We start from the raw sequence: 4,772 nt of genomic DNA, 5'->3' as shown, positions 1-4,772 counted from the left end.
ATATTTATCTTATGGCATTCGACTGATTTGTAAAATTAGCCCCAACAATTAATCTTTATTTCACAATCTTATTTTATAAATATCTGCTGTGGATTTTTAATACTGTATATTTAGAGTATAAAGTTACTAAACTAATCTAATTATGCGAGTTTTATTGGTCGAAGATGAACCAGATTTAGGAGCAGCAATTAAACGGGTTCTCCATCAAGAATCCTATGTGGTTGATTGGGCTGTTGATGGTGCAATAGCATGGGAATATTTAGAAAGTCAATTTACCTTATATCGCCTTGCTATTATTGACTGGTTGCTGCCTGGTTTATCAGGGTTAGAAGTAGTCAAATTTTTGCGACAAAAAAATAGTGCTTTACCCGTTTTGATGTTAACAGCAAAAGATAGTATGGCAGATAAAGTAATGGGATTAGATGCAGGAGCAGATGATTATTTAGTTAAACCTTTTGGAATGCCAGAACTATTAGCTAGACTCAGAGCTTTACAAAGGCGATCGCCTGAAATTCAACCCCAACAATTACAGGTAGGAAATCTAATTCTAGACTATGGTACTAATACTATTTGTTTCATTAATAAAAATCAGGATCGAGAAGTAATTAATCTGACTCATAAAGAATTTGTCTTGCTAGAATATTTTCTCCGACATCCTCACCAAATTCTTAGTCGAGACCAAATTTTAGCTCAACTTTGGGAATTAGATGCGGAACCAATAAGTAATGTTGTTGCTGCTCAAATTAGATTATTAAGACGTAAATTGGGGGCGAGTGGAGGAGGAGATTTAATTGAAACGGTTTATGGTTTAGGTTATCGCTTTAATCCTGTGGATAAATGTGGATAAATAGGAATAATCTATTTTTTACCGATGGGAAATAATATATAATAAATCTCAAAAATAATTTGATGTTTTTTTTGTATATCTTTATAAAACTAAAAATTGAGTAAATAGCTTGTTTTCATTATCTCTTATATTTTCGGCGAGTTTGGAACCACATCATAATTCCTGTCACTGCCAGCATGAAAATTCCAAANCCGAAAATTGTATATCTTTATAAAACTAAAAATTGAGTAAATAGCTTGTTTTCATTATCTCTTATATTTTCGGCGAGTTTGGAACCACATCATAATTCCTGTCACTGCCAGCATGAAAATTCCAAAGGCATTTAAAAATGGATAAATCATCTCTAAATTAATTCTCCCAAACTTGCCTCTATGCCATTCCAATAGCCAAATAAAATCATTAGCTTGACCAGTAATAACTGATATTTGAAATAGAGAACCTGTAATTAAAGTAAGTAGTACAGGAAATAACATTATTGGTGCAAACCAATAGTGAATTTGGCGCAGTCTGACTTTATTAATTTTCATAGTTTAAGTCTTATTTATGGTTGATATCATGTCCGGTAGCATCGACATTGTATAGAGAAGGTAAGGAAGAAGGAAGAAGGAAGAAGGAAGAAGGAAGAAGAAAAGGAAAAACNATTTGGCGCAGTCTGACTTTATTAATTTTCATAGTTTAAGTCTTATTTATGGTTGATATCATGTCCGGTAGCATCGACATTGTATAGAGAAGGTAAGGAAGAAGGAAGAAGGAAGAAGGAAGAAGGAAGAAGAAAAGGAAAAACCTTAAATATGGTGTAAATATTTCCCCAACTTTTACACAAACGATACAAGCGGACATGATATGATTTTATATCAGAAATAATCAAGTGAATCAAACAGGAATAATAGCAATTTTATCCAGTTGCATCTCCAGTTATTAAAGTTAGAGTAGCCTATAGGCGCTTTGGTCTCCAAAGACCATATAATATAGGTTAATTTAGAGCGTTTTTTTGGCAATTAGTCGAATAAAAAAGACTGGGAGATTAATATTTTTTTGACTACCACTCTATAACTTTTCGGNCTTTGGTCTCCAAAGACCATATAATATAGGTTAATTTAGAGCGTTTTTTTGGCAATTAGTCGAATAAAAAAGACTGGGAGATTAATATTTTTTTGACTACCACTCTATAACTTTATCTAAATATATACCGTTTCATTGAAAATAGTAAAAAAGGCATAGTTAATAACAGAAAAAAAATAATTTCTCCAGGCTGTGGCATAAAAATATTTGTTTGAGGTAAATCAACTGAATTGATAACTTTTTCCTCTACAACTGTTTCTAGTTGAGTTTCCACTTTTGGGGAAGATACTTGTTGTATTTGATTTTCTGGTTTTTGATCAATAGAATTACCTTCTACTTGAGTTTCCACCTTTGGGGAAGATATTTGTTGTATTTGATTTTCTGGTTTTTGATCAACAGAATTATTTTCTACTGGTTTTACTTCTGCTTTTGAATTATCATTTTTATTGGGTACATGAAATTCTGGGGCATGAGCAAGGAAAGATATAGTGTACATTATGTTTTCTACTCCTATTAGAGACTATTTCTAATATTTTGAAGAAAAACCTGATTGTTCTTCAGTAATAAATCCAATTTTGTCAGGTTTTATAATCAAACATTTGAAATTAACTGAGCTTTTTTAAGGCAATCAATACTTAAGTATACAAGGCATTTATGAAATTAGGATGAAATCTCAATCTAAAGTCCTTAATAACTATCTTGTACTTGTGGCGATCATAAAATCCTCTATTTCATAGTGCCGTGTCAAGCCTTAAATGTTAGTTGAGGAAAATGCTACGATGCTGACTTTTCAAAGCTTGATATCAAAAATCTATTCCACTACTTTAAGGTTGACGCGCCAGTACAGTGGGTTAGGTGCAGGATTGATTTTGGAGATATACCAATAAATTTTGATTCGCACCGTAATCCACCATTAATAAATTTTTGAAATACTCTCTTTGTTGCTTCAGAGATTATATAGCGCTACGCGCTAGGGAGTAGGGAGTAGGGAATAGGGAGTAGCAGACTTTTCAAAGGTTTTAGGATTTAGAAATGTCCTAACCTTAATGCGTAGTGCTATAACTACTAAAATTTAAAAAAAATCTAGTTGATATTTCATCCCAATTTCATATTCTTAAGGCACACTAGCATTTAGTAAAAAAAATTAGTTTAATTTGGAAAAAATATCAATATGTTCTATCAATTCAAAAATCAACATTAACCATAATTTTTTTTAACTACAAATTGAGCAAAAAGTTAACTAAAACTATGAAAATCAACCCACTTACTAGACGAAACTTCTTAGGTTTCACTGCTGGGGTAGGTATAGTCACAGCCATAGACAATATTTTACCTTCTTATAGCAGACAAATTATTGCTGCAAGTGAGCCTGAAAATGGCAGTAAATATCCTGATTTAATTAATCTCCAAATTCAGGAAACCAAACTCAAAATAGGAGAGCGAAAAGCTACCGCTATGACAGTTGACGGTTCAATTCCAGGATCATTAATTCGTTTGCGGGAAGGTCAAACAGCTACTATTAAAGTCACAAACAATCTCAAAACAGATACCTCAATTCATTGGCATGGAATTATTCTGCTTCATAAAACTGATATAAAACGTCACATAGCGTGATATTTTAATGTTTACTTCCTGCTTCAACCGGAACTGTCGGCAGCACTCCGTCCACAGGCATTAACGGTCAAGCCGACCGCATTCCTCAAATTAATACTGGCATTCAGATCGCGGTCTATGGATATGCCACATTCAGGGCAATCAAAAGTTCTCACATTTAATGGCATATCCTGAACATGACCGCACTTGCTGCAAGTCTTTGATGATGGAAAAAATCTATCCACAACTACTAGGTTAGAGCCATACCACTCACACTTGTACTCAAGTTGTCGCCTGAATTCATAAAATCCTTGATCGGCTATAGACTTAGCTAGCTTATGGTTGGCCAACATACCGCGAACATTCAAATCTTCAATTGACACAATGCTGTGGTTTTTAGCTAGATATGTTGTCAATTTATGAAGCACGTCTTTACGGATATTAGCTACCTTTGTGTGTAGCTTGGCAATTTTAAGTTGCGTCGCCTTCGAGTTAGCTGAACCAATCTTTTTATTGCGGTTAAGGTATTGTAACTTAGAGAGCTTGCTTTCAAATTTCTTGTAAGATTTAGCACCAGAGAAAACAACTCCCGTGCTTAAAGTTGCTAAGGTTTTTACACCTAAGTCAACACCTACAACTTCAGTAGTTTTTGGAGTTGAAGTCGGAGTAAATTCATAACTACAGCTAAGATACCAATCACCTGCAAGTCTACTAATTGTTATTTTTTTAGTTGTTGCTTCAATGGGTTCATAAGTTTTGACCATACCAATAAAAGGTAATTTATGATTCCATCCATTTAGTTCTATTGGTTTTCCAGAATTATCAATTGTGAAAGAATCAGACTTACCTTTCTTCTTAAACCGTGGGCGTTTACCCAATCCCTGAAAAAACCTCTTAAATGCTTCACCCAAGTTTCGGAAAGCATATTGATAAACTTTAGACGACAAGTTTTTCATCCAGGGGTAGAGGGGTTTGGTGTGATTAGTAAAAATCTCTCTGAGTTTACGAGGGTTGGGCTTGTAACCATCTCTGTAAGCACCATTCCATAAACTTAAACCCCAGTTGTAGCACCATCTACTATAACCTGCGTGTTGTGCAAAGAGCGTTTTTTGTTTATTATTTAATTTGAGTTTTGTTCTAATGGATTTCATTGAGATTGAGCGCAGCCTGCCTAGTGGTATGCTTAAATACATATTAGAGTTGTTGGGAAATAAGGTAAAATGGTTCAAGCAGAAATTGGCCAGAAGAATGCTAAATATTGAACGAGCCT

General features: G+C 34.0%; 5 protein-coding genes. 2 read left to right on the top strand and 3 right to left on the bottom strand.

The features are described 5' to 3' along the window. Positions 1–142: 142 nt before the first annotated feature. Positions 143–847: a two-component system response regulator RppA gene (gene rppA, locus AFK68_RS10120; protein WP_094672597.1), complete on the top strand. Its 705-nt coding sequence runs from the start codon at positions 143–145 to the stop codon at positions 845–847. Between the two features lie 245 nt (positions 848–1,092). Here rppA and AFK68_RS10115 read toward each other — a convergent pair whose 3' ends face one another. After that, on the bottom strand, positions 1,093–1,374 hold the full coding sequence (locus AFK68_RS10115; protein WP_094672596.1) for a hypothetical protein: 282 nt from the start codon (positions 1,372–1,374) through the stop codon (positions 1,093–1,095). Between the two features lie 647 nt (positions 1,375–2,021). Next, positions 2,022–2,405 (bottom strand): hypothetical protein, encoded by a 384-nt coding sequence (locus tag AFK68_RS10110; RefSeq protein WP_094672595.1) that lies wholly within the window; start codon positions 2,403–2,405, stop codon positions 2,022–2,024. A 752-nt stretch (positions 2,406–3,157) separates the two neighbouring features. Here AFK68_RS10110 and AFK68_RS10105 point away from each other — a divergent pair. Further along, positions 3,158–3,523, top strand: a complete 366-nt coding sequence (locus AFK68_RS10105; protein WP_094672594.1) for a multicopper oxidase domain-containing protein — start codon at positions 3,158–3,160, stop codon at positions 3,521–3,523. Positions 3,524–3,546: 23 nt separating this feature from the next. Here the strand turns inward: AFK68_RS10105 and AFK68_RS10100 are convergent, their stop codons facing one another. Further along, a complete protein-coding gene (locus tag AFK68_RS10100; RefSeq protein WP_094672598.1) occupies positions 3,547–4,659 on the bottom strand; it encodes an RNA-guided endonuclease TnpB family protein in 1,113 nt (370 codons plus the stop codon). Positions 4,660–4,772 lie beyond the last annotated feature (113 nt).

It is taken from the genome of Hydrocoleum sp. CS-953 (assembly GCF_002260545.1).
Lineage (GTDB): Bacteria > Cyanobacteriota > Cyanobacteriia > Cyanobacteriales > Microcoleaceae > Trichodesmium.
This window is presented reverse-complemented; position numbering and strand designations above follow the sequence as displayed.